General features: G+C 73.2%; 21 protein-coding genes and 4 pseudogenes. 15 read left to right on the forward strand and 10 right to left on the reverse strand.

Going from position 1 to position 26,132, the window contains the following annotated elements; translation table 11 throughout:
• From UK82_RS32685 to UK82_RS11635, 8 genes and pseudogenes are all read right to left on the reverse strand, one after another.
• The coding region (locus UK82_RS32685; RefSeq protein ID WP_396230523.1) for a transposase at positions 1-299 on the reverse strand (299 nt) is incomplete at its 3' end.
• A gap of 63 nt (positions 300-362) precedes the next feature.
• A complete protein-coding gene (locus UK82_RS11615; protein ID WP_236705807.1) occupies positions 363-1,733 on the reverse strand; it encodes an amidohydrolase family protein in 1,371 nt (456 codons plus the stop codon).
• Positions 1,730-2,932: a hypothetical protein gene (locus tag UK82_RS11620; RefSeq protein ID WP_044884080.1), complete on the reverse strand. Its 1,203-nt coding sequence runs from the start codon at positions 2,930-2,932 to the stop codon at positions 1,730-1,732. The genes UK82_RS11615 and UK82_RS11620 overlap by 4 nt, the downstream gene beginning before the upstream one ends.
• A gap of 115 nt (positions 2,933-3,047) precedes the next feature.
• On the reverse strand, positions 3,048-3,655 hold a 608-nt coding region (locus tag UK82_RS37345; RefSeq protein WP_396230524.1), incomplete at its 5' end, for an ABC transporter permease.
• Position 3,656: 1 nt separating this feature from the next.
• Positions 3,657-3,881, reverse strand: a pseudogene (locus UK82_RS42560) (ABC transporter permease); the annotation flags it as partial.
• Positions 3,882-3,964: 83 nt separating this feature from the next.
• Positions 3,965-4,834, reverse strand: a complete 870-nt coding sequence (locus UK82_RS11630; protein ID WP_083507149.1) for an ABC transporter ATP-binding protein — start codon at positions 4,832-4,834, stop codon at positions 3,965-3,967.
• An 11-nt stretch (positions 4,835-4,845) separates the two neighbouring features.
• Positions 4,846-5,037 (reverse strand): annotated as a pseudogene (locus UK82_RS37350) (ABC transporter substrate-binding protein); the annotation flags it as partial.
• A 1-nt stretch (position 5,038) separates the two neighbouring features.
• Positions 5,039-6,186, reverse strand: a pseudogene (locus UK82_RS11635) (ABC transporter substrate-binding protein); the annotation flags it as partial.
• A 732-nt stretch (positions 6,187-6,918) separates the two neighbouring features.
• Between UK82_RS11635 and UK82_RS41470 the strand changes: the two are divergent.
• The 7 genes from UK82_RS41470 to UK82_RS11670 all read left to right on the forward strand — a co-directional run bounded on the left by UK82_RS41470 (position 6,919) and on the right by UK82_RS11670 (position 15,513).
• Entirely contained in the window at positions 6,919-10,656 is a 3,738-nt protein-coding gene (locus tag UK82_RS41470; RefSeq protein WP_055407094.1) for a nitrate- and nitrite sensing domain-containing protein, read from the forward strand.
• 77 nt (positions 10,657-10,733) lie between these two features.
• On the forward strand, positions 10,734-11,150 hold the full coding sequence (locus UK82_RS11645; protein ID WP_044884077.1) for a roadblock/LC7 domain-containing protein: 417 nt from the start codon (positions 10,734-10,736) through the stop codon (positions 11,148-11,150).
• A gap of 51 nt (positions 11,151-11,201) precedes the next feature.
• A complete protein-coding gene (locus UK82_RS11650) occupies positions 11,202-11,561 on the forward strand; it encodes a DUF742 domain-containing protein (RefSeq protein WP_044884076.1) in 360 nt (119 codons plus the stop codon).
• 94 nt (positions 11,562-11,655) lie between these two features.
• Positions 11,656-12,591: a proline dehydrogenase family protein gene (locus UK82_RS11655; RefSeq protein ID WP_055407095.1), complete on the forward strand. Its 936-nt coding sequence runs from the start codon at positions 11,656-11,658 to the stop codon at positions 12,589-12,591.
• Positions 12,592-12,629: 38 nt separating this feature from the next.
• The gene (gene pruA / locus UK82_RS11660) at positions 12,630-14,435 is read left to right on the forward strand and encodes an L-glutamate gamma-semialdehyde dehydrogenase (protein ID WP_063897474.1); all 1,806 of its coding nucleotides are present in this window, start codon (positions 12,630-12,632) and stop codon (positions 14,433-14,435) included.
• 115 nt (positions 14,436-14,550) lie between these two features.
• Complete coding sequence (locus UK82_RS11665) at positions 14,551-14,787, forward strand: hypothetical protein (protein ID WP_044884072.1); 237 nt, start codon at positions 14,551-14,553, stop codon at positions 14,785-14,787.
• 33 nt (positions 14,788-14,820) lie between these two features.
• On the forward strand, positions 14,821-15,513 hold the full coding sequence (locus UK82_RS11670; protein ID WP_236705808.1) for a DUF5134 domain-containing protein: 693 nt from the start codon (positions 14,821-14,823) through the stop codon (positions 15,511-15,513).
• A 15-nt stretch (positions 15,514-15,528) separates the two neighbouring features.
• On the opposite strand, the gene UK82_RS11675 is transcribed toward UK82_RS11670, so the two are convergent.
• Positions 15,529-15,918 (reverse strand): cytochrome C, encoded by a 390-nt coding sequence (locus tag UK82_RS11675; RefSeq protein ID WP_236705809.1) that lies wholly within the window; start codon positions 15,916-15,918, stop codon positions 15,529-15,531.
• A gap of 339 nt (positions 15,919-16,257) precedes the next feature.
• Between UK82_RS11675 and UK82_RS11680 the strand changes: the two genes are divergently transcribed.
• Both UK82_RS11680 and UK82_RS11685 read left to right on the forward strand, forming a co-directional pair.
• The gene (locus UK82_RS11680) at positions 16,258-16,941 is read left to right on the forward strand and encodes an AIM24 family protein (RefSeq protein ID WP_044884070.1); all 684 of its coding nucleotides are present in this window, start codon (positions 16,258-16,260) and stop codon (positions 16,939-16,941) included.
• A gap of 79 nt (positions 16,942-17,020) precedes the next feature.
• Complete coding sequence (locus tag UK82_RS11685) at positions 17,021-18,727, forward strand: CoA transferase (protein ID WP_236705810.1); 1,707 nt, start codon at positions 17,021-17,023, stop codon at positions 18,725-18,727.
• 114 nt (positions 18,728-18,841) lie between these two features.
• On the opposite strand, the gene UK82_RS11690 is transcribed toward UK82_RS11685, so the two are convergent.
• Positions 18,842-20,242, reverse strand: coding sequence for a DUF4386 domain-containing protein (locus UK82_RS11690; RefSeq protein WP_083507151.1), 1,401 nt, complete (start codon positions 20,240-20,242; stop codon positions 18,842-18,844).
• Between the two features lie 282 nt (positions 20,243-20,524).
• Between UK82_RS11690 and UK82_RS37360 the strand changes: the two genes are divergently transcribed.
• The 6 genes and pseudogenes from UK82_RS37360 to UK82_RS11715 all read left to right on the forward strand — a co-directional run.
• A partial coding sequence (locus UK82_RS37360) for a response regulator (RefSeq protein ID WP_236705811.1) occupies positions 20,525-20,804 on the forward strand: 280 nt, incomplete at its 3' end.
• Position 20,805: 1 nt separating this feature from the next.
• A pseudogene (locus tag UK82_RS37365) lies at positions 20,806-20,956 on the forward strand (response regulator); the annotation flags it as partial.
• 402 nt (positions 20,957-21,358) lie between these two features.
• Positions 21,359-21,841: a bacterioferritin gene (gene bfr, locus UK82_RS11700; protein ID WP_009737569.1), complete on the forward strand. Its 483-nt coding sequence runs from the start codon at positions 21,359-21,361 to the stop codon at positions 21,839-21,841.
• A 738-nt stretch (positions 21,842-22,579) separates the two neighbouring features.
• Positions 22,580-23,191, forward strand: a complete 612-nt coding sequence (locus UK82_RS11705) for a superoxide dismutase (RefSeq protein WP_044884068.1) — start codon at positions 22,580-22,582, stop codon at positions 23,189-23,191.
• 713 nt (positions 23,192-23,904) lie between these two features.
• Entirely contained in the window at positions 23,905-24,609 is a 705-nt protein-coding gene (locus UK82_RS11710) for an alpha/beta hydrolase (protein WP_236705812.1), read from the forward strand.
• Between the two features lie 289 nt (positions 24,610-24,898).
• Complete coding sequence (locus UK82_RS11715) at positions 24,899-26,080, forward strand: C4-dicarboxylate ABC transporter substrate-binding protein (RefSeq protein WP_236705813.1); 1,182 nt, start codon at positions 24,899-24,901, stop codon at positions 26,078-26,080.
• Positions 26,081-26,132: the final 52 nt, after the last annotated feature.

Here is a 26,132-nt window from a genome sequence, read left to right on the forward strand (position 1 = left end):
GTGTCGAGCAGCCCCAGCCCACACGCGGCCTTCCACCGCAGATCGCACCGCAACGCCTGCACCGTCTCGAAATCCGACAACCCGTGCAGGCTCTGCAGCACCACGGTGGCCGCCAGCACCTGCGGTGGCATGCTCGGCCGTCCGTTGGACGACGGGTACATGTCGGTGAACATCTCCGCCGGGAACAGCGCCTCCCGATGCTCGGCCAGGAACGCGAACACACTCCCCGCCGGGATCAACTCCCGGCAGGTCTCCCACACGTCCGGCCCGATCAGCTCGCCCACCCACTCACCCTGCATGATCACAACACTGGCGTCGACCACCACACCAGAACCCGGACCCGCAAGATTTTCAGTGGTCTCCTAGGTGACGGCGAGTTCCGAGGCGAGGCCGGCGCGGGTGGCGAGTTCGACCGCGAGCTCGCGGGCGTGCGGCAGGATCGCGGGGACGTCGGCGGTGAGGATCTGCGCGCCGGCGACGATCCGTTCGCCGTCGACCCACACGCCGGCGATGTCCCGCGTACCCGCGCAGTACACGACGGCCTGGTAGGGGTCGTGCACGAACGCCATCGACGGGCTCGCCTCGGCGAACAGCACCAGGTCGGCGGCCTTGCCCACATCCAGGCTGCCGACGGTGTCGTCGAGGCCGAGCGCGCGGGCACCGCCGAGGGTCGCCATCCGCAGCACCGCCGGCGCGGTCAGGACGTCGGCCTGCTGGTGGTGCACCTTCTGCAACAGGGCCGCGGTCTTGACGGTCGCCAGCATGTCCTGGCTGTCGTTGCTGGCGGCGCCGTCCACCCCGAGGCCGACGGGCACCGAGTCCCGCAGCAGCCGCGGCACCTGGCATACCCCGCTGGCCAGGATCATGTTCGACACCGGGCAGTGCGCCACGGCGACCGCGTGCCGGCGCAGCAACGCGACGTCGTCGTCGGAGAGCCAGACGCAGTGCGCGGCGACGGTCTGCGCGTCGAGCAGGCCGAGGCGGGCGGCGACCTCGATGGAGCTGGCCCCGCGGGCCGTGCGCGACGCCGTCACCTCCTCCCGCACCTCGTGCAGGTGGACGTGCAGCCGGTCCGTCTCGGCCAGCAGCGACCGCGTGGCCGCGAGCAGCGTGTCGCTGCTGGACGGGATGGTGGCCAGGCCGACCCGGAACCGGGTGCGTCGGGAGGCCGCCGCGGCCTGGGCGAGTGCGTGGTGCTCGGCGACGATCCGGTCGACCGGGTAGCCGTGCGGGACGTCCGCCGGGCCGAACGAGACGTCCCCGCGCAGCCCGACGACGTCGAGCGCGTCGACGATCCCGGGGGTGATCGCCGGGGTGCCCGGCGCGGAGCAGAACATGTCCCCGACCGTCGTCACCCCCGACAGGGCCATCTCGGTCGCCTTGAGCAGGGTGCCCACGTAGGCCATGTCCCGGGTCAGGTGCGCCTCGATCGGCTCGACCACGTGGACGAACCACTCCCACAGCGTGTGGGTCTCCCCGATGCCGGTGACCAGGCCCTCCGAGAAGTGCCCGTGGCAGCTCACGAAGCCGGGGGTGAGGATCCCGCCGCCGTCGCCGAGGACCGGTAGGTCCGCGAACCGCGCCGCGATCGCGGCGTACCCGTCGACCGCGGCGATGCGCCCGTCGACCACCGCGACCGCACCGTCGCGCACGTGCCCGGCCGCGCCCATGGTCAGCACATGCCGGGCCCGCAGTACGAAGGTGGTCGGCTCGACGGCGGCGGGATCAGTCACTTCAGGCCTATGGTCTTGTCGATGTACTGGTTGGTGAACAGGCTGGCGGGGGTGAGTCCGCTGCGCACCGGCTTCTTCTGGCCGGCGTAGATCGGGGTCAGGATCTGGATCATCCGGTTGACCCGGCTCTGCTCCATGTCGCCGATCGTCGCGTTCGACCCGTTGGAGACCAGCCCGCGGTCCTTCATCGTCTGCACGGCGTACGCGGCGAGCCCCGGCGAGTAGTTCCACACCGAGGCGGCGTCCGCCTTGACCGCCTTGATGATGAGCCCGTTCGCCGTCTGCGGGTGGGCGAGGAAGTCGACCTGCGAGCGCTGCACGATCGGCACCAGCTTCTTCAGGCACGGGGCGAGCTTCGCCTCGTCGCCGGTGCGGACCGACAGGGCCTGGCCGTACACCGGGTAGCCGGTGTCGTTGACGAGCTGGAGGTTGACGTCGTAGCTGTGCCCGTCACCGAGCTCGTGCTTGTAGATGTAGGGCTCCGAGGTGGCGAAGCCGGCCTCGGCGATCTTGCCGTCCTCGGCGACCCAGCGTGACGGGGAGCCGTCGTAGCTGCCGTCGACCTGGCCCTGGCGCAGGATGCCGGCGCCGAGCAGGTACTGCATGTAGGCGTCGGTCTCGTAGTAGAGGACCTTGGTGTCGGTCTGCCCGATGTCGACCAGCGTCGTGAAGTTCGGATGCTTGCTCTTGTCCCACATGATCATCATGGGGGCCACCTCGAACGGCGCGAACACCGCCCTGGTCGGCTGGGAGGCCGAGTTCTGGATGGCCTCATCCGTGGAGACGATCCCCAGATTGATCGACTTGTCCACGTACATCTGGGCGCTGACCTGCTCGTACCCGATGGCCGCGCCGCCGAACCGGACCTCGATGTTGACCCCGGTGTCCTTGCCGCCGGAGACGAGGGAGCCGGTGATCCGCTTCTTGCCGGTGTCGACCTTCGCGTCCGGTCCGATCAGGTTGTACAGGAATCCGTACTCGGACTCGGCGAACCAGTCGGTCTGGACCACGACGGTGGCGGGGCAGGCGCCGGTCAGGTCGAGTGCGCCGCCGGACGCGACGGCCGGCGCCGCGGAGGTGGACCCCCCGCCGGTGGACCCGGCGGCGGACCCGCCGCCGGAGTCCCCGCTGCACGCCGTCAGGGTCAGGGCGAGCGCCGTGCCGAAGGCGACGGCGGCTCCTCGTCGGAAACGTCCCATGTTGCTCCTTCTCGTGAAGACCCCCGGGCTCGTGGAACCCCCCGCGGGCCGGGTGTGACACAGCTCCGCGGGCCGCCGGTGCCGCCGGGATCGACGGACGCGGCCACCCGCGGCGTCAGGGCGTCTCGGCGGCGTACCAGCGACCGGTGACCAGCCGGCTCAGCCAGCCGAAGAACGTGAACACGACGACTCCCAGCAGCGAGGCGAGGATGACCGCGCCGAACAGCTGCTGGGAGAGCAGTCGCGCCCGGTAAAGATCGATCAGGACGCCGATCCCCGGCTTGCCCTGCTTGAAGAAGAAGTCGCCGACGACCGCCCCCACGACGGACAGCCCGGCGGAGACCTGGAATCCGGCGAACGTCGCCGGCATCGCGGCCGGGAGCTGCAACGACACCAGCCGGCGCCAGCGGGGGATGCGGTGCAGCCGGAACAGGTCGAGCATGCTCTGGTCGACCGACCGCAGGCCGAACAGCGTGCTGCTGATCACCGGGAACAGGGCGATGAGGACGCAGACGATCACCCGGCTGAGGAAGCCGTAGCCGAACCAGAAGCCGATCAGCGGCACCATCGCCAGGGTGGGGATGGTCTGCAGGATCACCGCGTACGGGTACACCGACTTCTCGATCCACCGGGCCTGGCTCATCGCGATCGCCACGGCCATGCCCAGCCCGATCGACACCCCGAGGCCGATGAGCGCCACCGACGTCGACAGCCACAGCGCCCNCAGAAGCTGCGCGAGGTTGTGGCCGTCGAGGAAGGCGACGCGGACGACCGAGTCGGGACTGGGCAGCAGGAACCGGCGGTCCCGGTCGAGCACCACGAGGCTCACGAAGTACCAGACGCCGATGATGACCGCGAACAGGACGAGCGGGGCGAGGCGGTCGCGCCAGGTCGCCCGTGGCCGTCCCGTGCGCAGCGCCCGGCTCCCGCCGCGGACCAGGGCCGCCATCCGGCCCGCGCCGCGCCGTCCGTCGGGCGCGGGTCCGCCTCCCTGACCGGGGGTCGTCGGCCCGCCGACGACCCCCGGCGCACTCACGCGGGCTCCCCGGCGCGCAGGCAGCGCGAGACCGCGGCGGTCAGGTGGGTGAAGTCGTCCCGAAAGCGCAGCTCCGCCGGGCGCGGAAAGCCGAACGGGACGGTGAATTCGGCGACCACCCGGCCGGGGCGCGGCGACATCACCAGGACCCGGGTCGACAGGAACACCGCCTCCGCGACCGAGTGGGTGACGAACAGAGCGGCACCGAAGCGGCGCAGCTCGAACAGTCGCAGCAGCTCGCCGCCGAGGCGCTCCCGGGAGATCTCGTCGAGGGCGCCGAACGGCTCGTCCAGCAGGAACAGGTCGGGGGAGAGCACCAGCGAGCGGGCGAGGGACACCCGCATCCGCATCCCGCCGGACAGCGAGCGGGGCCGGTGCCGCTCGAACCCGCCGAGCCCCACCAGATCGATGACCTCGGCGGCCCGCGGCCGGTACTCGGCGCGGGGCACGCCGGTCAGCTCGGCCAGCGTCTCCACGTTGCGCCGCACGCTGCGCCAGGGCAGCAGGGTCGGATCCTGGAAGACGTAGCTGATCCGGTCGGTCGACGGCGACACCGTGCCGGCGGTGGCCTCGGTCAGGCCGGACGCCAGCCGCAGCAGGGTGCTCTTGCCGCAGCCGGACGCGCCGACGATGCTCACGAACTCGCCGTCACGGACCGCCAGGTCGACCGGAGCGAGGGCCTGGGTGCCGTCCGGGTAGCGCTTCTCGACGCCGGTGAACGTCACCAGCGTCGGCGGGAGGTCGCCCGCCGCTCCGCCCGCTGCCCCGATCTCCTGGACCGTCCCGACGTCCTGGACCGCCCCGGCCTCCCCGCCTGGGCCGGCCTCGCGCGATTCGTTGCTGTATGTCCAAATATGATGCCGCATGACCCGTGGGCCTAACCGTTCCGTGCTCCGGTGGATGCCGCCCGTGTTCCCGATCCGGCCGAGGAGAGGGTGGTCGGTGCGGGGCTTCCCGGCGGCGGCCAATTGACCGATGTTGTGGCCAGGTCGCGCGGATAGACGACGGCGAAGGTTCCATCGGTGTCCTGTTCGACGGCCGTTGCGGAAAGTGTGTTCTGGTGGGTTCCNTCGAAACGGACACCGTTCCACGGCATGATGGTCGCGGCCCCCGGGAGATCGATCGCGACAAGTGCGGAGCGTATCCGTTCCCGTGCGGAACTGTCGGCGTCCTCGATTGCCTGGGCATAGATTGCCACCGCGGTGAAGGCGGTTGCCGCCTCCGCCGTCATCGCCGCCCCGAAGTCGTGCTGATAACGTTCGGTGACCGCCGCGGCGAGCGGGTTGGCGCGGGTGATGGGCAGCGACCACGGAACCTGCCTGCTCACCCGGCCCGCGAACCCGGGGATTGCGGCGAGCCGGGCGGCGTCCGCGGGGGCGCCGTAAACGACGACGGCAGGCGGCGTATACCCGGTGGCCTGGAACGCGTTTCCGAGCCTTTCCCCCGCGCCGGAGGCCGTCGCCACCAGGACGACGTCGGGCGCGGCGGTCTGGATCGCCCCCACCGCGGCGGTGGGATCGGTGTCACCGGGTTCGTAGGGCGCGCTCGCCACGATCTGGTAGCCGGCCTCCTCGCCGTACTCGGCGATGATCGAGTTCAGGTCGGTGCCGGTCGCGTCGTTGCTGTAGAGCACAGCCACCCGTCGACGCTCCTGGCCAGGCTGTTCGGCGTTGTGCAGCAGGGACAGGAAGGCGCCGCCGTAGTCCGCGGCGTCGGGTCCGGCCCGGAAGAACCAGCTCAGCCCGCGCTCGGTGAGTGCCGTGAACGCGGCGTCGCCGCTGAGGAACGGGGTCTGCAGTCGCTCGGCCCGCTGGCTGGCGTCCAAAGTGGCCTCGGCGCCGAACGCACCGACGATGCCGGCCACGCCGTCGTCGTTCACCAGGGTCGACGTACCGTCCGCCGCGCGTTGGCGGTCGCTTTTCGTGTCCAACGTCACAATCGATAGTCGGGCGTGACCGGCGGGCCCCCAGATTCGCCCGGCCGAGTATCCGGACCAGTCTTCTCCGGTGTTGATGAGACGGCTGGCGAGTTCCGCTCCCCGTTGGGCGTCACGGCCGGCTTCCGTGTTCCCACCCGTCAACGGGGCGAGAAGGCCGATCTTGACCTCGCCGGAAACCGCGGGCGGCCCGGGATTGTCGCCACCGCCGCAGCCCGCGAGTGCGGCGATGCAGAGCAGCGCAACACCCGCCGCGCCCGCCCTTCGAAAACCGTGGATCATCACGCTCCCCGTGCGCCCGGCTGGAGTGAGGGGTGAAAGCTACAGCGACCGCGACGACACTAGTGGTTTGACGCCGGTCAAGCGCAGCGGGGTTGGCTCATCCCGGACGATTGCGCGCCCGTTCGTCAAGTGACCCCGCTGGCAGTCGTGTCCGGTGCGCAAATAGCCTTTTGGTTCGCCAGCCGCGGCGACGCTGACCGTCATGCGGTCGGGTGCGCAGGGCCCCGCGCAGGGGCGGCGCTCCCCAGGCGCCGCCCGGGGTTCCGGGGTCGGGATTCGGGCGTTCGAGAGGCGGAGAGGTACGGGGCGCGTGATCGAGCCAGAAAGGGGCGGGACGTGACGGGAGAGCCGCCGGACACCTCCCGCGGGGTCCTCGACGGGGGCCGGGATCTCGCCGGGGTTCAGGGTCCAGACGGGGTTCAGGGTCCGGGTGTGGTGCAGGGTCTCGACCGGGGCCGGGATGGCGCCGGCGGCCGTGCGCGGCCCGTCGCCGCCCGCCCAGGTGCCGCGGCGGGCGCGATGACCGCCGCCACCGGTCCGCTGGCCCCCGGTCCCAGCCCCGCCCCCAGCCCCAGCTCCGGGCCCGGGCCCAGCCCCAGCTCCGGGCCCGGGCCCAGCCCCAGCTCCGGGCCCGGGCCCAGGCCCGGCCCGGCTCGCTCCGCGCCGCCATCGGCCGGCCCCGGCGGTCCGGGGACGGGTGGCCGGCGTGCCCGGCCGCGGCGGCGCCGACGGGTGAGCCTGCGCGACCTGCCCGTGCGCGGGAAGCTCTTCGCCGCGCTGGCCGTGCCCACGGCGGCGTTCCTGGCGCTCGGGATCCTCTCGGGCACGACCTGGCTGTCCAACGCCGCCAGCTACGGCCGCGACGTGACCGCGGCGAAGCTCGGCCGCGACGTCACGGCGACGGTGCACGAGCTCCAGTTGGAACGTGACCTCGCGGCCGGGTTCATCAGCAGCGGCCGCGGCACGGATCCGGAGACCTCGCTCACCGGCCGGCTCGACGGCCAGCAGCGGGCCGTCGACGCGGCCGTGGGCAGGTTCCGCGGCACCCTGCGCTCCTCCGTCGGCGACCTCGGCGCCGGCACCGGGCGGGTGGCCGACCGGGTTGAGGGCGACCTCGCCGGGCTGCCCGCGCTGCGCCGGTCCGTGCAGACCGGCGGCCTGTCCACGGATGCGATCTTCCATCAGTACTCGACCACGATCACCGACCTGCTCGGCCTCGACGACCGCATCGGGCAGGACCGTGACGACGAGGACCTGCGTTACGCCGCGACCGTCCTCAACGACGTGTCGACGCTGAAGGAGATCGACTCCGAGATCCGCGGCGAGCTGTTCGCCACGAGCTTCGCGCAGCAATTCGCCTTCGGCGCCTCCGATCGGCTCGCCGGGCTGCTCGCCCAGGAGCAGGCGGCACAGGACGGCTTCCGCGCCGCCGCCCGCCCCGACGACCGCGCCCGCTTCGACCAGATCGTCAACGGTCAGGCGGTGCTGACGGTCAAGCGCATCTCCGAACGGGCCATCCAGCGCCAGCGGCTGACCGACCTCGACATCGATCCCGACCAGTGGTTCGCGGCCAGCACGACCCACATCGAACTGCTGCGCACCGTCGAGTCCGACCTGCTCGACAACGTCACCCACTCCGCGCGGCATCTGCGTTCCGACGCCTGGCAGCGCACCGCCCTGATCGGTGCACTCATCCTCGTGATCATCGTCGGCGCGATCGGGTGGACGTTGCTGATCGCGCGGACGATGACCGTCCCGCTGCGCCGCCTGCGCAGCGGCGCCCTCGACGTCGCCCAGGTGCGCCTGCCGCGCCTGATCTCCGAGCTGCAGACGGCGAACCCGGAGCAGGTCGACACGACGATCCGGCCGATCGGCGTCGACTCCCGCGACGAGATCGGCGAGGTCGCGCGAACCTTCGACGAACTGCAGCGGGAGGCGGTGCGCCTCGCCGCGGAGCAGGCAAGCCTCCGCCGCAACGTCAACACCCTGTTCCTCAGCCTCTCCCGGCGCAGCCAGAGCCTCATCGAGCGGCAGATCGCCCTCATCGACCGGCTGGAGGCCGCCGAGGAGAACCCGCTGCAGCTCGAGAACCTGTTCAGGCTCGACCATCTCGCGACCCGGATGCGCCGCAACAGCGAGAACCTGCTGGTCCTCGCGGGCACCGGGCCGGGGCGGCGCCGCGCCGGGCCGGTGCCGCTCGGCGACGTGCTGCAGGCCGCCCTCGGCGAGATCGAGCAGTACGAGCGGATCCAGATCATCGACGTGCCGGACGCGCGGATCGCCGCCGACTCCGTCAACCACGTCGTCCACCTGGTGGCCGAACTCCTGGAGAACGCCGCGCAGTTCTCGCCGCCGTACCTGTCCGTCGACCTCGCGGCCGCCCTCGACGACGGCGGGGTGCTCATCACCATCGACGACGGCGGGCTCGGGATGTCCGAGCGCGAGCTCGTCGCGGTCAACCAGCGTCTCGCCGACCCGCCGCTGTTCGACTTCTCCATCGCCCAGCGCCTCGGCCTGTTCGTCGTCGCCCGGCTCGCCGACCGCCACGACATCGAGGTGCGGCTGAGCCGCTCGGATGCCGGCGGGGTACGGGCCTCCGTGCGGCTGCCCGAGGCGCTGCTCGTGGCGCCCGGCTCCGCCGCCGAGGCCCGCCCGCCCGTACCGGCGCGGCGTGAGCAGCTACCCGGGACGGCGCTGTTCGGCGCGGAGCTGACCCGCCTCGGCCTGCCCGGCGCGCCGCCGGCACCGCTCGCCGACCTCCCGCCCGTCACGTCCCGTCGCGCTCCCCTCGCCGCGCCGGCGCCTCATCCGGGCACCCCCCTGATCGACGGCACGATCACGGACGGCTCCGCCGATCCGCTGCCGCGGCGCGCCGTCCGCAACGGCCGCAATCCCGCCTTCGGCGATGGCTCTGCTGCCTTTGGTCACGGCTCTGCTGCCTTTGGTCGCGGCTCTGTCGCCTTCGGTGATGGCTCCGCCGCCTTCGGCGACACGTCACCCTCGAGCGACGCGTCCTCGTTCGGTGCGGGCCCCGGCTTCGGCCGGATCCCCGCGTCCGGCGAGGAGTCCGCGTCGGACGGCTTCGCCCCGTACACGCCGACCGGCGAGTGGTTCCGGCCGCGGGGCATCGATCTCACCAACGAGGACCTCGCAGATCTCGCGGATCTCGCCGGCCGCGGCGGTGTCGACCAGCCCACCGGCAGCTCAGCGGGGGGACCTGCCGCAACGCCGCCGGCCGGGGACGGGGCGGGGCTGCCCTCGATCGCCCAGGCCGTCGCCGCGCTCGACCGGCGACGCGAACGGGCGGCCCTCGGGCGTGCGCATGCCGGCGCGGCGCAGCCCGACCCGAGTGCCGCCGAGGACGCGGCGCCCGCGGTCCAGCCGGCCCCGGCCACCGCGACCGCCCCCGCCGAGGTGTCGACCGCCGCGGAACTGGCCCCGGCCGCCGCCACCGCCACCGCCACCGCCGCCACCGCCGCCGCCGCCACTGCCACCGCCGCCGACGCGTCGACCGCCGCGGAGCCGACTCGGGGCACCGCCGCCGAGCCCGCCGCTCCGTCCGCTCCAGACGGGTCCGACGTGGGCGCCGACCTCGCGATGCCCGCCACCCGCCTGCCGGCGTTCCCGGCGGTGCCGGCCCCGACGCACCATCCGGCTTGGGCCGTCGTCGCAGCCGCCGCATCGCCCGCCGCCGTGTCGCCAGCAGGACCGCCACCCGCCGGGCTGTGGGCGCAGCTCGCCGATGCCGCCGGGTTACAGTCGCCGGTCCTCGACGAGTCGGCCGAGCCGTTCAACTGGTTCGTCCGGGATGAGCTGGCGGTGGCGCCTGGCCAGGCGATCCCGGCCGCCGGCCGGGTGAACGGAGTCGAGCGGTGGGCCCCCGAGCCGTTCGCCGCGCCCCGCGCATTCGACGCCGGACCGTTGGCCGGCTCCCGACCGCTCCCCGGCTCGGCCGGGACTGCCGATCCCTTCGTGGGGCCCGGGCTGGTGGCGGTGCCTGAGCCGCCGGCGGTGCCCGAACCGGTCGCGGTGCCCGAGTCGGTCGTGGCGCGGGCTGCGAACCCGGGGCGGTTCGCCGTTCCGGCGCGCGAGCAGGCCGCCGGGACGGGGCCGTTCGCCGCGTCGAAGCCCGGGCTGTCCTCTCCCCGGCCCGGCGCCGGACCCGGTGTGGGGCGGACTGCGGGGCCGACTGCGGGGCCGCGGCGGACCACCACCGCGTCCGGGCTGCCGATCCGCACCCCGAAGACCGTGCCCATCCCGGGGCAGATCCCGCTCGGTCCGCCGACGGGGTCGGCCGGCGGCCCGGCCGGCCCGAGCGTGTTCCTCGACTCCGCCGCCCCGTCGTCGGCGATGCCCGACCCGGGCGTCGCACCCGAGCGGATCCGCGGGCGGCTGAGTCGGCTCTACGAAGGCATCCACCACGCCCGGGGGACCAGACCCGCCGCGGAGGACGACGGCGGGGGCGGCTGAGCCCGGCCGAAACCCCGCCCGAACGAACCCTGACCCCGATTCCCCGTCCACTCGAACCCGCAGCCTGGAGGACAACCGTGACCGACGTTGATCCGGACATCCCCTCACTCGACTGGCTCATCAACAACTTCGTCGACTTCGTGCCCGGTGTGGCGAATGCGATCGTCGCGTCCTCGGACGGTCACCTGCTCGCGGTGTGCAGCGGCTTCCCCCGCGAGCGGGCGGTGCAACTCGGTTCCATCGCCTCGGGGCTGTTCAGCCTGACCCTGGCGGCCGCGGACTTCGTGGAGGGCGGCTCGGTGACCCAGACGGTCGTCGAGATGGTGCAGGGGTCGCTGTTGCTCATGGCCGTCGGTGAGGGATCCTGCCTGGCGGTGCTCGCCACGAGTACCTGCGACATCGGGCTGGTCGGGTACGAGATGACGGTGCTCGTCGCCCGCACCCGGGAGGCGCTGACCCCGGCGCGGCGAGCCGACACGCGCGAGAGCGTTTGACGCCGACCGGCCGCCGGTGACAGCCACGGCCTCGGGGAAGCGGGTGAATGGATGAACGGGGACGCGGTGGAGCCGTCGGGGGAGCTCGTCCGGCCGTACACGGCGACCCGCGGCCGGGCGCGGCCGTCCCGCCTGCTGGCGCTCGAGGCCATGGTGACCACGACGCCGTTCGGCCTGGCGCGACTGCCCGCGTTGCTGTTGGAACAGAAGTCGATCGTCGCGATGTGCGTGCAGCCGCAGTCGGTGATCGAGATCGCCGCGGCGCTGCGCCTGCCGGTGGGCGTCGTGCGGGTCCTCGTCGCCGATGCGGCGGCCGACCGGCTCGTCGACATCTCCCAACTGACCATGCCCACCGGCGCGCCCGAGATGGCGCTGCTCGACCGCGTCCTGACAAACCTTCGTCGCCTCTGAGGCTGCGGCCCGCCGGTTGGACAGGACACGTCGCCTGGGCAAGGCTACTGGACGTGCCTAAGTCGTCGCCTGCTGTTGAGGTCGGAGAGTGGGGATGATCCGCGGCCTCGTTCCCCGGCTGGTCGCCAGTCCGCCGGCGCGCGTCCTGCTCACCCGCGGACCGATCGCCGCCGGCATCGTCGACCGGTTCGTCGCGGGCCCCACGGACGCCGACGCCGTCGCCGCCACCGCGCGGCTGGCCGATCGCGGCCTGCGCGCGTCGGTCGACCTGCTCGGCGAGGGGGTCACCCGGCCGGACGACGCGCTCGCCACGGTCCTGGCCTACCTGCGGCTGCTCGACCTGGCCGACCGGGCGGGCATCGGCGCGGGGCTCGACGTGTCGGTCAAGCTGTCCGCCCTCGGCCAGGCCGTGCCGCGTGACGGCCGCAAGCTGTCCTACGAGAACGCCGCGGAGATCTGCGCCCGGGCGGCGGCGGTGAACGCCACCGTCACCGTCGACATGGAGGACCACACCACCACCGACGCGACGCTCGACACGGTGGTCGAGCTGCGCCGGGACTTCCCGTCGGTCGGCGCGGTGCTGCAGGCCCAGCTCCAGCGCACCGAGGGCGACTGCCGCGACCTGGCCCGGGCCGGTTCGCGGGTCCGGCTGTGCAAGGGGGCCTACCGGGAGCCGGCCGGCACCGTGCATTGCGGGCGGCCGGCCGTCCGTGTCGCCTACGCGCGCTGCCTGGGCATCCTGCTCGCCGGGCCGGGATATCCGATGATCGCCACCCATGACCCGGCGCTGATCGGCGTCGCCGGCCGGCTGGCCGCGCAGCTGCGGCGGGCGCCGGCGACCTACGAGTACCAGCTCCTGCACGGGGTGCGTCCCGGCGAGCAGCGGCGGCTCGCGGCGGGTGGGGCGACGGTGCGGGTGTACCTGCCGTACGGGCCGGACAGCGTGCCCTACCTGACGCGGCGACTCGTGGAGAAGCCCGCCAACCTGCTGCTGGCCGTGCGGGCGCTGGGCAGCCGGCACGGTTCGTGACGCCGCCGCGCCGGGCGGGCGGGGGGAAGGAGACAGCCGTGCTGGCAGGCGTGAGCGCGGGGTCGGTGCCCGTGGCCGACAACGAACCGGTGCGCACCTACGCCCCGGGGTCGGCGCAGCGCGCCGGGCTGCGCCGGGCCCTGCTCCGCCTGGGCGGTGACCACCTCGACCTGACCAACACGATCGGGGGGCATCACCGTCCCGGCGGCGGCCCGCCGCGCGACGTCGTCCAGCCGCACGCGCATCGTCGGGTGCTCGGCACGCTGCGGGAGAGCACCCACGCCGACGCGGCCGCCGCCGTCGCCGCGGCGAAGCAGGCCGCGGGGCCGTGGCGTGAGCTCGGCTTCACCGGTCGGGCCGCGGTGTTCCTGCGTGCGGCCGACGCGCTCGCCGGACCCTGGCGTGACACTGTGAACGCCGCCACCATGCTCGGCCAGTCGAAGACCTGCCAGCAGGCCGAGATCGACGCCGCCTGCGAACTGATCGACTTCTGGCGGTTCAACGTCATGTTCGCCGCCGAGCTGCACGACGCCCAGCCGCGCAGTGCCGCCGGCGAGTGGAACCGGCTCGACCTGCGCCCGCTGGAGGGATTCGTCTACGCGGTCACGCCGTTCAACTTCACCGCCATCGCCGGGAACCTGCCGACCGCGCCCGCGCTGATGGGCAACACGGTCGTCTGGAAGCCGGCGCCGACCCAGGCGTTCGCCGCGCACTTCCTCATGCGGCTGCTGGAGGCGGCCGGCCTGCCGCCCGGGGTCATCAACCTCGTCGGCGGCTCGGGGGAGCCGGTCAGCGACGTCGTGTTCTCCGACCCCGACCTCGCCGGCGTGCACTTCACCGGCTCCGTCGCCGTGTTCACCCGGCTGTGGCGGGCCGTCGCGGACAACCTCGACGGCTACCGTTCCTACCCGCGGATCGTCGGGGAGACCGGGGGCAAGGACTTCGTCGTCGCGCATCCCTCGGCCGACGTCGACGTGCTGCGCACAGCGCTGGTCCGCGGCGCGTTCGAGTACAGCGGGCAGAAGTGCTCGGCGGCGTCGCGGGCGTACGTCCCGGCGAGCCTGTGGCGGCGGATGGACGCCGAGCTCGCCGCGGCCACCGAGGCCCTGTCCGTCGGCGACGTCAACGACTTCGACCACTTCACCGGCGCCGTCATCGACGCCCGGGCCTACGCCCGGCTCGCCGCCGCCTGCACCCGCGCCGCCAGCGACTCCACCGTCACCGTGCTCGCGGGCGCCCAGTGCGATGACGCGGTCGGCTGGTTCGTGCGCCCGACGATCCTCGTCGGCACCGACCCGGGCCGGGAGTGGTTCACCCGCGAGCTGTTCGGCCCGATCCTGTCGGTCCACGTCTACGACGACTCCCGGCCGGGCGCCTGGGACGACGTCCTGCGCCTGGTCGACCGCACGTCCCCCTACGCGCTGACCGGCGCGGTCGTCGCCACCGACCGCGCCGCGATCGCCCGCGCCGAGGACGCGCTGCGCTTCGCCGCCGGCAACTTCTACATCAACGACAAGCCGACCGGGGCGGTCGTCGGACGCCAGCCGTTCGGCGGGGCGCGCCGGTCGGGGACCGACGACAAGGCCGGCTCCGCCCAGAACCTCCTGCGCTGGGTCAGCTCCCGAGTGGTCAAGGAGAACCTGTGCCCGCCGGTCGTGCACGACTATCCGCACATGGGCGGCGGTGGTGTCGCCTCGGGTCTCGCGGCGACGGCCCGGGCGGCCGGCCGCGCGGCGGGCGATGGGTCGAGCGGTGGGTCGGGCGGTGGTGGTGGCGTCGCGGACCGCGCGTCCGGCCCGGACGGCGCCGATCCGCCCGCCGACACGCGCGGCGGCTGTCCATGAGCAAACGTTAGTGAACAAAACGACAACTGTCGGAAACCTGATGAACGTAAGGACAACTGGATCTGTGGATCTCTAAACTGGCGCCATCGCTCCCTCCTCCGATCCAGGAGTCGACATGCCCGCAGTCGAGAACTCCCGCCACGTCCTGACCTTCTGCGGAAAGTGCAGTTGCGGCTGTCCGGAGCTGTTCGTCGACCACACCGCGTCCGCCGAGCGCCGCATCGTGCTGACGGACGACTTCGGGCAGCGGATCCAGATGAGCGTCGAGCAGCTCCAGGTCATCGTCGACGAGGCGCGCGCCGGCCGCATCACCGAGCTCGTCGACGCGGAACTCGCCCTGGGCGTGGGCTGAGATGCCCGGCGGCCTGCCCCGTAGGGGGAGCGGGTGGGTCGCGGGCCGGGGCACCGTCCGGGCATGCGGCCGGGTGTCCGCCACCTGCCGCCCGCCGCGGTGACGCACCATCACCCCGCGGCGCTGTCCTCGCAGCAACTTCCGACGGCCGTGGCGTTCGTCGCCGCTGTCGCGATGGGCATCGTCGCGTTGTTCCACGCCACCCGGATCGTCACCGACGAGGGCCGGGCGCACCACGTCCCGGCGTTCGTCCGCCAGGTGCTGCGGGGCCGGGCGGCCGCGTTCGTGCCGGTGGAGATCGGTCACACGATCGTCGCGGTGGGTATGGCGGTCATGTTCGTCGGCCCGTCCGGAGTGGCGTCCTCGGGGGCCTTCGCCCTGACCTATCTCGCCCTCGCCGGGGTGTTCCTCGTCCTCGTCCTGACGAACCCCGCCTGCTGCGAGCCGGCTCGCTGGTCGTGCTGTTCGATGCTGGTCGTCGAGGCGTTGGCGATGGCGTGCATGGCCCGCGCGGGCCGGTGGCCGGTGGGCGACCTCGGTGACCTCGGTGACCTCGGTGACCTGTCCGGCTGGTTCGCCGTCGTCTTCGCCGTCGCCGCGGTCGCGGCCGTCGGCGGCCCGCTGCTGCGCCGGGCCCGGCCGGCCTGGGACGCCGCCCCCGCCCCGATCACCCCCGCCGCGTCCCGGCTGATCATGGCCGGCGGGATGCTGCTCATGCTGGTCTGACGACGAGGTCCGCGCTCATCGCGCCGAGGTCGTGCTCAGCTCCGGTTCCGCCATCGGCAGGGTGGGCGGGTCCCCGGCCGTCTCCGGCACTGGCCAACGGGTCGCACCCGCCTGGCCACGCCCCACCGAGCCCCGACCATGGCAGACCCGGCAGCGGCGCCGGTAGGTCTCGCGCCCCACGCCGTAGAAGGCCTGCCCCTCGCCGCGGCAACGCGGGCAGTCCAGCTCGACGGCACCATGATGGCGGCCGGGGATCAGGCGGGCGGCGAGTCCGGCCGCCAGCGCGGCGAGGACGACCACCACCACGTATCCCCACCGACCGTCCGCGGCGGCCGCCCGGCCGACGATCCCGGCCCCGACGAGCAGGACGGTACAGAACGCGGCCACCGCACCCAGAGCTCGCATAGCACACCGTTTCATCGAAGGAACTTGATATCCCGTTTCTCCCCTCGTTCCGGGATGCGCACACCACCGACGCGACTGATTCCGTCGTGTGCAGAGCCGTCGTGTGCTGAGCCGTCGTGTGCTGAGCCGGTGGGCAGCTGCCGGTGCGGATTGCTCGTTGCGGTGCCTTGCACACGGTCTGGGCTCGGTCAACGGTGAGGTGTGGCGCCGCAGCCGGCCCTGGGCGGGGTGGGCACGGTCCCGTCGGCCGAGCCGATGCCGCTCCAGCCGGGGAGGGAAAGGCGTCCGGCATCGGGACGTACCGCCCGAACGGAGGGGGGCGGGGCGTTCAATGGAGGCATGACACACCCGCTGGGACACTTCGCGAACGGCCAGCCCGCGGGCCCACCGTTCGCCCTCGAGGAGGGCGACCGGATGCTGCGGGTCCACCTCGACGGTGGGCAGACGTACGCCAAGCAGGGGTCGATGGTGGCCTACCGGGGGCGGCTCGACTTCGCCTACAAGGGCCAGGGCGTGGGTGGCTTCCTGCGGCGGGCGGTGACCGGCGAGGGCCAGGACCTGATGAAGGTCACCGGCCGCGGGACCGTCTGGTTCGCCGAGTCGGGCAGCCATATCTCGATCTTCACTCTCGACCACGACAGCCTGACGGTCAACGGCCGCAGCCTGCTCGCGCTCGAGTCCGGGGTGCGTTACAAGGTGACCACGACCTCGGGCGGCCTCGGTGCGATGATCGCCGGCGGGGTGTTCAACACCGAGGTCTCGGGCACCGGCGGAGTGGCCGTGCTCTGCCTGGGTTCCCCGCTGGTACTTCCGACGGACGAACCGGTGTGCGTCGACCGGGACGCGGCCGTCGCCTGGACCGCGGGCGTGCGCACCCGGGTCGTGTCCACCTTCAAGATGGGCAACCTCGTGGGTCGCAGCTCCGGGGAGCTCGCGCAGATCGAGTACTCCGGTCGGGGGGGCTTCGTCGTCGTCCAGTGCGGCGAGACTCCGGCGGCCGGCACGACCCAGGAGAGGCACTGACCCGCCTGCCTGTACCGCCGCGCACGCACCGCAGAGTAGGACCGGCGCGCAGGGAATCGTGATTGTGCAGGGAGCCGAGATGTCGTCGCCAGCAACGCCTCCGGCGGGCGCCGCCCTGGCCGGACGAGCCGGATGGCCCGGACGGGGGACTCGCCTGGCGGGCTTCGTCGAATCCGCACCCGGCGTGCTGCTCGACGAGCTGCGATCGATGCTCGCCGGCCAGGGATTGCCGGTCGCCGTCGACCCGCCGGCGCCGAACACCGCCCGAGCCGGGGGGACAGCCGGGTTGCCCGCCGCGCTGGGTTGGGCGGCCAGCGGGCTGATGTGGCTCACGGGGCCGCCCGGACGGCCCCCGCTGGTTCCCGACGGGCCGGTGCTCGGCCGCGCCGAGGCGGCGGCCCGGCTGTTCACGGAGTTGTCCCGGCAGCTCGGCCGGGCCGTCCGGCCCGATGTGGCCACGCTGTTGGGCGGCCGGGCCGCGCTGCTGGGGCTGCACCGCCGCGGCACCTGGTCGGCGAACGGGAGCTGCCGCCTGCTGCCGGCCGCGGACGGCTGGATCGCCGTGAACCTCGCGCGGCCGCACGACGTGGACGCCGTGGACGCCCTTGTCGGTGCGCTCGGGGATCAGATCGGACTCGTGTCGGCCGACCCGTGCCTGCATCCCGTCGAGCAGGCGTGGACGGCACTGAGCGCGGCGGTGGCCGCCCGGCCGGCCGCGGACGTGGTCGACATCGCACGGCTGCTCGCCATCCCGGCCGGTGAGCTGGACGGCCCCCGCCGGCCCAGGCCGGTTCGGACCCTGCCGATACGGGTTTCCCGACCGACGGGGGTTTCCCGGTCGACACGGGATTCCCGGCCGACGGGGGTTTCCCGGCGGACTCGGGCCACCCGGGCTACGTCGTCTGCGCCGACATCGTCCCTGATCGGGGCCGCGGCAGGCGTCGGCGCCGAACCACCGCTGGTCATCGACCTGTCCGCCATGTGGGCGGGTCCGCTGTGCGCGCACCTGCTCGGCGAGGCCGGGATGCGGGTGGTGAAGGTCGAAAGCGTGCATAGACCAGACGGGGCACGCCGCGGCGACCCGGAGTTCTACGACTGGCTGCACGCCGGTCACGAAAGCGTGGCCCTGGACTTCACGACCCCGGGCGGTCGGGCCATGCTGCGTCGCCTGGTGGAGCGCGCCGACGTCGTCATCGAGTCGTCGCGGCCGCGTGCCCTGGCCCAGCTCGGGCTCGACGCCGCGGAGCTCGTCGCCGCCCGACCGGGGCGCACCTGGGTGAGCATCACCGGCTACGGGCGGGCCTACGCCGGCGCCCATCCGGGCCCCGACCCCGTCGCGTTCGGCGACGATGCCGCGGTGGCGGGTGGTCTCGTCGCGTGGGACCGCTCCGGCGGCGACACCGCGAGCCCGGTGTTCTGCGGCGACGCCATCGCCGACCCGCTCACCGGCCTGTTCGCCGCGCTGGCCGCGGCCGCCTCCGTGCTCGGCGGCGGTGGCCATCTGCTCGACGTCGCGATGCGGGACGTGGCCGCCTGGGTGGCCGCACCGCCCGACCAGGGGATGGACCCGCCCGACGGGGAGGTGGACCCGACCGGGCCGGTGCCGTGGACGGTCACCGGTTGCGATCGGGACGGCTGGACCGTGCACCAGGCGGGACGGACACAGCGGGTCCTGCCACCGCGTCCCCCGCAGGTGGGGACCGGCGCGAGGGAGACCGGCCGGGCGCGGGCCGCCGCCTCGGGGACGGACACTCGCGCCGTCGTCGACGCGCTGTGCCTGGGGTGACGGCCACGGGGTTCGCCACGGCCGCCGCCCCGGTCGTCCAGCCCTCTCGCGGCCCTGCCACGCTGGCGGCCGAACGCGGGCACGCACCCTGACCGGTCGCGCCGACAAGACGCCTCATCCTGTGGCCTCTCGGGGGCCTCTCGATCCTGTGGCCTCTCGGGCCGCCACGCCCGTCTCGCCCGTCCCACCCGTCTCGCCCGTCTCGCCCGTCTCGCCCGCCTCGCCGGACCCGCCCTTCTCGCCCGTTCGGGTCCGGCGATCCTGCGGTGTTGATCGGGTGGCCCGGTCGGGGTGCTCGCCGGCGGGCACGTCGACCGCCGGGTCGGTGGGTGCGTCGTCGCCGAGCAGCCGACCCGCCGGCTGGGTGGCGGCGCGCAGCGGTCGGCGGTCGGGGTCGACGATGGCGCCGGCGTGCGCGCGATCAGCCGGGCCGGAGCCGCCGGGATCCTCCCGATGGGTGCCCCCATCGTCCGCCTGGTCCAGGCGGACTCCGTCGCCGTCGACGGCGGGCGGGTCCTCCCAGGAGATCTCGGTGGCCGCGTCGAAGAAGGCGTCGCCGGCCGACCTCGGCTCGCAAAGTCGAGTGTCGTGCCCGGCGACGGCCGCGGCGGGGGTCGGGCCCCCGGCGGGGAGGGCAATCGGGGGCGAGGGGACACCTTCGGGGTAGTGGGCGGCTCGGGCGGGCACGCTGCCGACGGGCAGGCCCGAGACGCCCCCGCCCGGATGGGCCCCGTCGTCACCCCTCCGTTCGGTGGGCGACGCGGGGCCGCCGGCCGCTGCCACCGCGGTCGGGTCCGCCGCGAGCAACCCGGGATCGAGATGCCCGACGGCGACCGCCAGCCCGACGAGCCACAGGTACCACAGAAACTCCCCGACGACGCGCCCGGTGACCGCGGCATCCACCCCGAACGGCAGCAGGACCCCGCCGAGCACACCCCCCGCGGCGAGGCCGCCCCAGCCCGTGAGAGCGATGGCGGCGACTCTCGGCAACGCGGGTCGGGCAGCCGGCCGCAGGATCATGCCGGCCCGCGCCGCGCGCGTCAGCAGGACGACCGTCCAGCTCGCCGTCAGCAGGCAGGCGAGGACCTCACCGATCATCACCCCGAACAGGGTGCGTGCGGTGTCGAAGACGGCGGACGCATGGTCCGCCTGGGCGGGGATCGCCGCGCGCCGGGCCAGCGCCGGCACCGTGATCAGCCAGAACAGCAGGCCGGTGAGGTGCGCGCCGCCGGCCGCCGCCCCCAGCACGGTCAGCAGGGGGCGATGCGGGCCGCGCGGCAGCAGACGGACGATTCCCACGGTGATCGGCAGCAGCAGACCCGCGGCGACGCCGGCAAGCACGACACCGACGCCGATTGCCAGCCAGTGCTCTCGCACCACCGCGAGGGTGTCGGCCGGAGGTGCGCTGAGCACCTCGGGGTAGTCGAGCGTATGGCGCAGCTCGGTGAGGCCGACCGCGCCGCACACCGCGCAGACCAGCAACAGGACGGCGGTGGCGCGCTGGCCCGTGGACATCGAACGCGGCTCCTCCCGACCGGCCCGAGCTGGCGGGGTGGCGGCCGGGCAGGCACCCGCCGCGCGAACCAGCCCCCTCCGCGCGGCGGAGGTCGTGGCGGGATTGTTACACCGCGTGACCTGTGGAGACGGGTGGCCCGCCGCCCGCCCGGGCCAGCCCGGCTATGGCCCGCGGACAGGACCGGTCGAACCGGGCACCCGGCGATATCGTGGGCGAATGCGCGTGAGCGCCGACCCCGCGCCGGTTCACCCGGGCCGACGACTGCCAGGAGAGGCGAACCAGTGCCCGCCACCGCCGTTCGTTCGTTCCGGATCCTGCTCGTCGAGGACGACCCCGGTGACACGCTCATGGTCACCGAGGCGCTGACGGACCGGGGGTTCGACCACGAGCTGCACGTGGCCGCCGACGGCGTCGAGGCGATGCGCTTCCTGCGCGATGCCGCGGCGCCCCGGCCGGACCTGATCCTGCTCGACCTCAACATGCCCCGGATGGACGGCCGGGAGGTCCTCATGTCGGTCAAGGAGGATCCGGCCCTGCTGACCATCCCGGTGGTCGTCCTGANGACCTCGGACGCCCCGACCGACGTGCTGCGCAGCTACAGCCTGCACGCGAACGCGTACGTCACCAAGCCCGTCGACTTCGACGCCTTCATCCTGGCCCTCCACCGGATCGACGACTTCTATCTCGGCCTGGTCCGTCTGCCCGGAAGCTGAGCTCGTCCCATCCTCCGTATTGGTGGGCGCGGCGGGGCATCGCAGGCCGATTCCCGGAGGTCGCCCGGCGGTGAACCCGGCTGTGATTGCGGTGGATCGTCCCCGCCGTGCGCACCACCTACGGGTAGCTTCTCCTAACTTCGGGCAGCCTTACCTGTATCGATGTTCCGATCGTTGTGACGGGTCGGGAGTGTCGGCTCGCTGCGAATTACGCATCCTTGTGATTTGCTGGTGCCTCGAGGTTCGTAAGCCTGCCCGGTCCGGTCGATCTGTGTCCCCGTCGTCGCAGATGGTCGGTGTCCGGTCGCGGGCCGCCGGGGTGACCGGAGCAGCCGCCCCGCCCTGCCCCGGCGCGGTGTGGGACGTCCGGCTGGAAACAGCCGACGGAAAGGTGTGGAACCGATGGCGACGCGTGGCGACACGGAAATCATAGAACTGCTCAACAGTGTGCTGACGAACGAGCTCACAACCATCAACCAGTATTTCCTGCACAGCCGGATGCAGCGCAACTGGGGCTATCGGCGGATTGCGGAGCACTACTACCACGAGTCCATCGACGAGATGAAGCACGCCGACCAGCTCATCGAGCGTGTCCTCTACCTCGGCGGTCTGCCGAACCTGCAGCGGCTGCATACGCTGCGCATCGGCGAGACGGTCCCCGAGCAGCTCGAGATCGACCGGTCCGGTGAATTCGAGGCCGTCGACGTGCTGCGTGGCGGCATCGCGCTGAGCCGCGAGCGCGGCGACATCGGCTCGGCGGTCCTGCTGGAGCAGATCCTCGTCTCCGAGGAGGAGCACATCGACTGGCTCGACGCCCAGCTCGAGCTGATCTCCCAGCTTGGCGCGGCCAACTACCTCAGCCAGCAGATCCACGAGGACGACTGACACTCCCGCGGGTCACCCCGCCCGCGGTGCCGAACGCGGCGCCCCGCCACGCCCGGGCATGCGGGGGCGTCGCCGTCGCCCGGGCACCGCGGCGCGGCGGCCGGCAAGGCGTGCGAGGCCGGCAAGGCGTGCGAGGCCGGCAAGGCGTGCGAGGCCGGGAAGGCGTGCGAGGGCGCGGCGCCGAGGATGCCGGCAGGGCGGGTGTCGGCGCTGAGGGCTCACGACGCCGAGCCGGTTGGCTGGGGAGTCCGGGGGGCGGCCCGGCGGCTCCTTATCGCGTCCCGTCCGGCCGAGCCGCGCACGTGCGGGCGGGGCCGGACGGGCGGCACCGAGAATGCGCGGGACGTTCGTACGGGGTGGCACCCCGGCCGGCGCGCTCGACTGTTCGGTGGGTCACCGAATCCCGCCCTCCTCCTCGTTGCCGTCACCGGCTGTTATTGGTCGGAGCTATGGGTGATCCTTCCCGTGTGGCGGTGTCCGGTCTCGCTATGCAGGACCGATCCTTCTGGCGATAGTGTCCAGGCGGGCGTTCGCAGCACCTGACGTCGACGTCCACAGGGTGCCGTCTCGGCGGCTCGCCGGAGGAGGAGAGGGTCGATGGGCATCGCCAGGCCCCGCCGACCCCGGCTGCCCGGCCGGTGGCCGCCGACGTCGCCGGAACCGCCCACCTGAACCGTCGGGAGCCCCCGCGGGGGTGCCCCCGAAAAATCCCTTGCGAATGGAAAGGATCGTGCTCTAGTGGCGACGTACACGCTGCCCGACCTGAAGTACGACTATGGTGCACTGGAACCGTCCATCATCGGACAGATAGTCGAGCTGCACCACGACAAGCACCACGCGACCTACGTCAAGGGTGCGAACGACACCCTTGAGAAGATCGCGGAGGCGCGCGACAAGGGCGACTTCGGCGCCATCGTCGGCCTGGAGAAGACGCTCGCGTTCAACCTCTCCGGGCACATTCTCCACTCGATCTACTGGGAGAACCTCTCTCCGGACGGCGGCGACAAGCCGGACGGCGTGCTCGGCGAGGCCATCACCGCCGACTTCGGGTCCTTCGACGCCTTCAAGGCGCAGCTCAACGCGGCGACCACGACGGTGCAGGGCTCCGGCTGGGGGGTGCTGGCCTACGACGCCACCGGCCAGCGGCTGCTCATCGAGCAGGTGTATGACCACCAGAGCAACATCGGTGTCGGCAACACCCCGCTGCTGGTGTTCGACGCGTGGGAGCACGCCTGGTACCTGCAGTACAAGAACGTCAAGGCGGACTACGCGGCGGCCCTGTGGAACATCGTCAACTGGGCCGACGTCGCCGAGCGCTTCGCGAAGGCGAAGGCCGCGGCGGCCGCCTGATCGCAGCACCACGCACCGCCCGGGGTCCACGCCCGCCCGAGTCCGGTCCGCCGGGCCCGGGCTGGTGGGGACGCGGGCCGAGGCGCGCGGCGGGGGTGAGCCCCGTCGCGGCGTCGTGGGCGAGTCACGGCAAGGGCATCACCCGCTCGGGTGGTGCCCTTGCCGTCGTTGCGCGCTCCGCCGCCTCGTGATCCGCGGAAGTGATGTAGGGCACAGCAAGAACCAGTTGACGGATGGCGGTACGACTACCAAGGGTAGTAGGCATGTCTGTGGACGCACGTCAGTCCGTTCGACTCGGGCACGAGGTCTCCCCGTCGCCGTCATCCTCCTCATGGCGCTGTCGCTGAGCTGATCCGCCGGGAGCCCTCGCCCGACCTTCGGCCCGTCGCCGAACCCTCATCCGTCGGACGAGGGCGGGCCACCGCCGAGAGACCTACCCGCCTTCCCCCGCGGCCGCGCTCCTCTGGCGTGCCGGCGCCGCTTCGTCCTTCGGCCGGTGAGCTGGTCGTGTCCCGGGAACCGGCGCCGTCGCGTTCGGCGTTGGGACAGGCGGGGGTCAGTCCACCGCCCGGACGCCCACTCGCGCGACCCGCCCGACCGGCCGTGACCCGCCCACCGGCTACCCGACGCACGACCTGCTCCCGCCGCGTCCGCGGCACGCCCGGTCCATCAGGCCGCGGCGATCCGTTTCCTCCAAAGGAGACCAGGCGCCGATGATGTCGCCGTTCCAGCCTCTGTCCCTCGCCGATCGGCAGGCGGGCACGTATCCCGCCGTCGCGGCGCCACGCTCCGTGCGCCCGCTCGTCGCTTCCACCGCGACCCCCGCCCCGCGCAGCCCCGTCGCGACGGCAACGCCCGTGCGGCCGCCCGCCCGCGCCCGCGCCACCGTCGCCCGCCGGGACATCCGGGCCACGATCGCTGCCCTGCCCGGCCGCGGGGAGGACCCGGCGATCTTCGACGCGCTCGCCGACCGACTGGCGCTCGACGGCTACCTGCTCACGGTCGTCCCCGACGGCGGTAACCGGGTGTCCGCCCTGGTCGAGGGACGGGTCCCGGGCACGCCGTTCGTGTTGCTCGGCTCCGACACCGGCGCGCTGGCGGCGCTGGCGATGGTCGGCTCGCCCGCCGTGCGTCCCGATGGCCTGGTTCTGCTCGGCCTGCCGCTGCTGCACCTGCCCGTGGCCGGCCTGCCCGTCGAGGAGCCCTCGCCGCGGGCCCTGCCCGACCTGCCGATCCTGCTGCTGCACGGCGCCGACGACGAGATCAGCCCGCTGCCCCTGGTGCGGATGACGACCCGGACCGCGCCGCGCGCCGAACTCGACGTGGTCCTCGGCGGTCACGACGTGCTCACCGGATCGGGACGGCGCAGCGTCGCGGCGCGCACCGTGCTGTTCCTGGAGTCCCTGCTGGACGCCTGAGCCCGTTCCCACTCCCGGCTCCCCACCGCCGGCTCCCATCCCGCGCCCCCGCTCCGCGCCCCCGTGCGGGGCGGTCCGGTGAGCATGCCGGTCGCGCCGACGCGGTGACGCTGGCCGGTCTCCCAGCGTGAAGGTGCCTGCATATGTCGGGCATACTGAGCGCACATCGGCCCGCCTGCGCCGCGGCGGTCGTCGCGGTGGGGGCCGGGGATCGGGGAGAGGCGGGGGTAGCGGGGTGTCGTCATCGTCGCCGCCACGGCCACGGCAGCGGTCGCGGTCGGCCGCCCTCGTGGCGGTCGGCCTGCTCGGAGCGTCGCTGCTCATCGTCCTGCTCGTACCGGGGCGCGGGAGCTCCCACGATCCGGGGACGCGCTGTCGCAAGGTGAAGATCTACACCGGGCAGGCGAACTCCCCGTACTGGGTCGTCGCCCAGGAGCTGGGCCGCGAGCTCGTCCGGCGCCATCCCGGCTGGGGGCTGACCGTCGACCCGGTCGCCACCGACGGCAGCGCCGACAACCTCTACCGGCTCCAGGGCGACGGGGCTGCGCCGTGCTCCCTCGCGCTGACCCAGCTCAACGTCGCCGTGGACGCCACCTTCGGTATCTACCAGTTCGACTACCAGAGTGCGGCCCGGTTCCGCCGCGGCACCCTGAACCAGGTCAACCGGCTGCGCACGCTCGGACCCGCCTACTTCGACCTCGTGCACGTCATCGTTCGCCGCGGCGAGGTGTCGAGCCTGCGCGACCTGTGCGGCAAGACCGTCTCCGGCGGCCTGGAGCTGTCCGGCTCCCTGCAGATGAACGACGTGCTGTTCGACAACGTGTGCGCGCTCACGCCGCCGGCGCTGCCGCTGCCCCACGTCGTCTACCAGACGCTCGGTGAGGCGATGGATTCGCTGACCGATCCGGCGTCGTCCACGGACCCGGTGCGGGCGGTGGTGTGGGTGGCGGCGCCGTCGGGGATCCTCGACGAACGGATCCGCCGGCTCGGCGGCGCCGCCAGCGACCTGCAGCTCCTCCCGATCGACCAGTATCGGGAGGGTTTCGGCACGCACTGGGACCGGTACTACGGGCGGGTCGCCGGCGCCGGATTCGTCGGCCGCGACGGCGCGCCGGGCATCTTCGCCGACCGGACGATCGCCGCCGGCACCTACAGCGGGGTGAACCAGCCGACGGCGACGATCGGCGCTCCCAATGGCCTGGTGGTCCGCGACTCCGTCGACCCCGGGCTCGCCGTCGCCGCGGCGAGGATCATGGCCGACCGGTCGTGGCTCGCGGGCGTGCTGGGCCAGGCGGCACCCGCCGCCGTCGCCCACGCCCACAGCGACGCGCTCGAATCCGACACCGACGCGGGCGGCAGCGAGTACCGCCAGCTCTGGCGCAATCCGGTGTTCTGCCTGGTGCCGGTCCTGCCCGCCGTCGCGACCGCGCTGCGCGAGTACACCTCGCAGCAGCACTGCGGGCTGTCCTGACGGCTGCCTTCAAACGGGCGCCTTCGCATGGCCGCCTTCGCATGGCCGCCTT

The sequence above is a fragment of the Frankia sp. ACN1ag genome (assembly GCF_001414035.1).
GTDB lineage: Bacteria > Actinomycetota > Actinomycetes > Frankiales > Frankiaceae > Frankia > Frankia torreyi.

Coding starts and splice junctions, on each gene's coding strand:
- UK82_RS11620 (WP_044884080.1), bottom strand. CDS start 2,932: ATGGGACGTTTCCGACGAGGAGCCGCCGTCGCCTTCGGCACGGCGCTC.
- UK82_RS11630 (WP_083507149.1), bottom strand. CDS start 4,834: ATGCGGCATCATATTTGGACATACAGCAACGAATCGCGCGAGGCCGGC.
- UK82_RS11650 (WP_044884076.1), top strand. CDS start 11,202: ATGAACGGGGACGCGGTGGAGCCGTCGGGGGAGCTCGTCCGGCCGTAC.
- UK82_RS11655 (WP_055407095.1), top strand. CDS start 11,656: ATGATCCGCGGCCTCGTTCCCCGGCTGGTCGCCAGTCCGCCGGCGCGC.
- UK82_RS11665 (WP_044884072.1), top strand. CDS start 14,551: ATGCCCGCAGTCGAGAACTCCCGCCACGTCCTGACCTTCTGCGGAAAG.
- UK82_RS11675 (WP_236705809.1), bottom strand. CDS start 15,918: ATGCGAGCTCTGGGTGCGGTGGCCGCGTTCTGTACCGTCCTGCTCGTC.
- UK82_RS11680 (WP_044884070.1), top strand. CDS start 16,258: ATGACACACCCGCTGGGACACTTCGCGAACGGCCAGCCCGCGGGCCCA.
- UK82_RS11685 (WP_236705810.1), top strand. CDS start 17,021: ATGTCGTCGCCAGCAACGCCTCCGGCGGGCGCCGCCCTGGCCGGACGA.
- UK82_RS11690 (WP_083507151.1), bottom strand. CDS start 20,242: ATGTCCACGGGCCAGCGCGCCACCGCCGTCCTGTTGCTGGTCTGCGCG.
- bfr (WP_009737569.1), top strand. CDS start 21,359: ATGGCGACGCGTGGCGACACGGAAATCATAGAACTGCTCAACAGTGTG.
- UK82_RS11710 (WP_236705812.1), top strand. CDS start 23,905: ATGATGTCGCCGTTCCAGCCTCTGTCCCTCGCCGATCGGCAGGCGGGC.